This is a genomic window from Pseudomonas edaphica (assembly GCF_005863185.1).
GTDB lineage: Bacteria > Pseudomonadota > Gammaproteobacteria > Pseudomonadales > Pseudomonadaceae > Aquipseudomonas > Aquipseudomonas edaphica.
Genome location: NZ_VBVZ01000586.1, coordinates 1 through 3,797, shown reverse-complemented (window position 1 = coordinate 3,797; position 3,797 = coordinate 1). Strand labels below are relative to the sequence as shown.

General features: G+C 60.7%; 4 protein-coding genes. All 4 read right to left on the bottom strand.

The window, feature by feature from the left end; translation table 11 throughout:
• Nucleotides 1–145: 145 nt before the first annotated feature.
• Nucleotides 146–1,654: a sigma-54-dependent transcriptional regulator gene (locus FEM54_RS27025; RefSeq protein ID WP_099549404.1), complete on the bottom strand. Its 1,509-nt coding sequence runs from the start codon at nucleotides 1,652–1,654 to the stop codon at nucleotides 146–148.
• A gap of 183 nt (nucleotides 1,655–1,837) precedes the next feature.
• On the bottom strand, nucleotides 1,838–2,200 hold the full coding sequence (locus tag FEM54_RS27020) for a DUF5064 family protein (RefSeq protein WP_138453701.1): 363 nt from the start codon (nucleotides 2,198–2,200) through the stop codon (nucleotides 1,838–1,840).
• 18 nt (nucleotides 2,201–2,218) lie between these two features.
• Nucleotides 2,219–3,148: a carbamate kinase gene (gene arcC / locus FEM54_RS27015; RefSeq protein WP_017139150.1), complete on the bottom strand. Its 930-nt coding sequence runs from the start codon at nucleotides 3,146–3,148 to the stop codon at nucleotides 2,219–2,221.
• 140 nt (nucleotides 3,149–3,288) lie between these two features.
• On the bottom strand, nucleotides 3,289–3,797 hold a 509-nt coding region (locus FEM54_RS27010), incomplete at its 5' end, for a Rossmann-fold NAD(P)-binding domain-containing protein (protein WP_477749740.1).

Here is a 3,797-nt window from a genome sequence, read left to right as displayed (position 1 = left end):
GGGGAGGGGGCTTGTGTGGGAGCTGGCTTGCCTGCGATAGCATCACCTTGGTGTACCTGATACACCGAGGTGCCTGCATCGCAGGCAAGCCAGCTCCCACACAAGCCAGCTCCCACACAAGCCCCACATTTTGATCTCTACATTTTCAGGTTTTGTTTGGAATGCCGTACTTGCGCAAGCGATGGGCAATTGCCGTGTGCGATGTTTGCAAGCGGCTGGCCAGTTGGCGGGTCGAGGGATAACTGGTGTAGAGCGTTTCCAGCAGGTTGCGCTCGAAGTCTTCCACCGCTTGCTCCAGGCTGTCGACTTCACCGTCGCTCTGGCGCGCCACTGAGGTGCCGGCGATGTCGAGGTCACCGATGTCCACCAGGCTGCTTTCGCAGATGGCGGCGGCGCGGAAGATCACGTTCTGCAGCTGGCGCACATTACCCGGCCAGCGGTTGCCGAGCAGCGCCGGGTAAGTGCCAGGCGCCAGGCGGCACACCGGGCGCTGGATCTGCGCACAGGCCTGCTGCATGAAGTAGCGCGCCAGCAGCAGAATGTCCTGGCCGCGCTCGCGCAGCGGCGGCACTTCGACGTTGAGCACATTAAGGCGGTAGAACAGGTCTTCGCGGAAGGTGCCCTCGCTGACCATCTTTTCCAGGTCGCGGTGAGTAGCGCTGAGAATGCGCACATTGACCTTCACTTCGCGGTCGCCGCCCACCCGGCGAAAGCTGCCGTCGTTGAGAAACCGCAGCAGCTTGGCCTGCAAATACGGCGACATCTCACCGATCTCATCAAGGAACACCGTGCCCTGGTTGGCCAACTCCATCAGCCCCGGCTTGCCGCCACGCTGCGCGCCGGTAAAGGCGCCAGGCGCATAACCGAATAATTCACTTTCGGCCAGGTTCTCCGGCAACGCCGCACAGTTCAAGGCCAAAAACGGTGCACTGTGCCGCGCGCTGATAGCATGGCAGGCACGCGCGACCAGCTCTTTGCCGGTGCCGGTTTCGCCCTGGATCAACAGCGGTGCATCCAGCGCCGCCACCCGTTGCGCCCGCGCCTTGAGCGTGCGGATCACCGGCGACTCGCCCAGCAGCGCATCAAAACCTTCGGCATGGTCATGGTGCAGCGCCGACAGCTGTTCGCCGATGCGGTTGGGTTGGTACAGAGTGAGCAGGGCGCCGGCGTCAGTGATCGGCGTGGCGTCGAGCAAAAAGGTCTGGCCGTTGACGCTGATTTCGCGCAACGGCAAACGAAAGCCCTGTTCGAGCAAGGTTTCCAGCAACGCCGGGTCGTTGAACAACGCGCTGATGCTTTCACCCGCCGGTTCGCGGCCATACAGCGCGATCAGCGCCGGGTTGGCCAGCAGGATCTTGCCCGCGCTGTCCAGGGCCAGCACCGGGTCGGTCATGGCCGCGAGCAACGCGTCGAGTTGCAGGTGGCGGCGTTGGCCGGGAAGGATATCCACCACGGTGACCGCCTGTACGCCGTGCACGCTGAACAGCGCATCGCGCAGCTCTTCGAGCACCTCGGCGCTCAGGGTCGGCGCGTCGATGTACACGTTGGGCGGCACCATCTCCACCGCATCCAGGTTGAGATTGCGCCCACCGAGCAGGGCCAGGACTTCCTGGGTAATGCCGACGCGGTCGATGAAGCTGACGTGGATACGCATGGGGCTGGCAATTCTGGGGAACTGGAGGCGGCAAGTATGCCTTGGAGCGCAGGGAGATCAAAATGTGGGAGCTGGCTTGCCTGCAATAGCATCACCTTGGTCTACCTGATACACCGAGGTGACCGCATCGCAGGCAAGCCAGCTCCCACACAAGCCAGCTCCCACATTGGACTTACGGTGTTGTTACTCCAGGTGTTCCGGTTTGACCGGATCGCCGGATTTCACATCCAACTGATGCCGCACATCCTCAAACATCAAGTCGTACTGCTTGTGCATCGAGCCGTTAAGCGTCGCAACCTTCGGCATTCCATATTTCTGCGCGATGTTCATCGCATGCCGGGCAAAGTCGAAGGCCTGATCCTTGGGTAAAAAGAATTCCTCCTTGAGGTCCTTGCCCTGCACCGAGCCGTGCAGCTTGAAGATCATTCCCTTGCCTTCCTTTGGATCCTGGCTGACCTCGTAGTCGATGCACAGGTTGTAGCTGTAGTCATCCTTGTTGAGCGCGTGACGTTCGATGTGCAGGTGACCGGGTTCAAAGGTGGCCATAGGCGTTTCTCCTCTACTTCACAGGTAGGTGATGCCAGGTTTTGCCGTGCTGATACGCGTGCCGGCGCTGCCCTGGACGATGGCTTCGATATCCGAGAGTGAACCGATGACGGCAGTTTTGCCAGTCTGGCGGGCGAACTCGCAGGCCGCTTGTACCTTCGGCCCCATGGAGCCGGCGGCGAAGCCGAGTTTCTCCATGTCATCGGGATGGGCCTGGCCGATGGCCTTTTGGGTCGGCTTGCCGAAGTCGATAAAAGCCGCATTGACGTCGGTGGCAATCACCAGCAAATCCGCGTCCAGTTGTGATGCCAGCAAGGATGAGCACAGGTCTTTGTCGATCACCGCTTCAATGCCGCGCAGCGTGCCGTCGTCGCCATACATGGTCGGGATGCCGCCGCCACCGGCGCAAATCACAATGGCGCTTTTTTCCAGCAGCCACTTGATCGGGCGGATTTCAAAGATGCGTTTCGGGCGTGGGCTGGCCACCACACGACGGTATTTATCGCCATCGGGCGCGATGGCCCAGCCTTTTTCGGCGGCAAGTTTTTCGGCTTCGGCTTTGGAGTACACCGGGCCGATGGGCTTGGTCGGGTTCTGGAAGGCCGGGTCTTTGGCGTCGACTTCCACTTGGGTGAGCAAGGTGGCGAACGGCACCTCGAAGTCCAGCAGGTTGCCCAGTTCCTGTTCGATGATGTAGCCGATCATGCCTTCGGTCTCGGCGCCGAGCACGTCCAGTGGGTACGGCGAAACCTGGGTGTAAGCCGCTGCCTGCAACGACAGCAGGCCGACTTGCGGGCCATTGCCGTGGGCGATCACCAATTCGTTGCCGGGGTGGATTTTGGCGATCTGTTCGGTGGCGATACGGATATTGGCGCGTTGGTTGTCCGCCGTCATGGGTTCACCACGGCGGAGCAGGGCGTTACCGCCCAGGGCTACGACGATGCGCATAAAAATGTCCTTCTAAAAGCTTGGCTGAAGGAACGCGGTTAATGTGGGAGCTGGCTTGCCTGCGATAGCGGTGGATCATATAGACCGCCATCGCGGGCAAGCCCGGCTCCCACATGGGAGCGCATTACCAGCTTGATGGGTTAGATATCCGCCAGCGCCGACACCAGAATTGCCTTGATGGTATGCATGCGGTTTTCCGCCTGCTCAAACGCGATGTTGGCTGGCGACTCGAACACTTCCTCAGTCACTTCCACACCATTGGCCAGGTTCGGATAGCGCGCGGCGATGTCCTTGCCCACCTTGGTTTCGCTGTTATGGAACGCCGGCAGGCAGTGCATGAACTTCACGCGCGGGTTGCCCGAGGCTTTCATCATCTTGGCGTTGACCTGGTACGGCAGCAGTTGCTCGATACGCTCGTCCCACGCTTCCACCGGCTCACCCATCGACACCCAGATATCGGTGTGGATGAAGTCGACGCCTTTGACCGCCTCTTTCGGGTCCTCGGTGATGGTGATGCGTGCGCCGCTTTCCTCGGCAAACGCCTGGCACTGCTTGATGAAATCTTCGTGTGGCCACAGGGCTTTCGGCGCGCCGATGCGCACGTCCATGCCCAGTTTGGCGCCGATCATCAGCAACGAATTGCCCATGT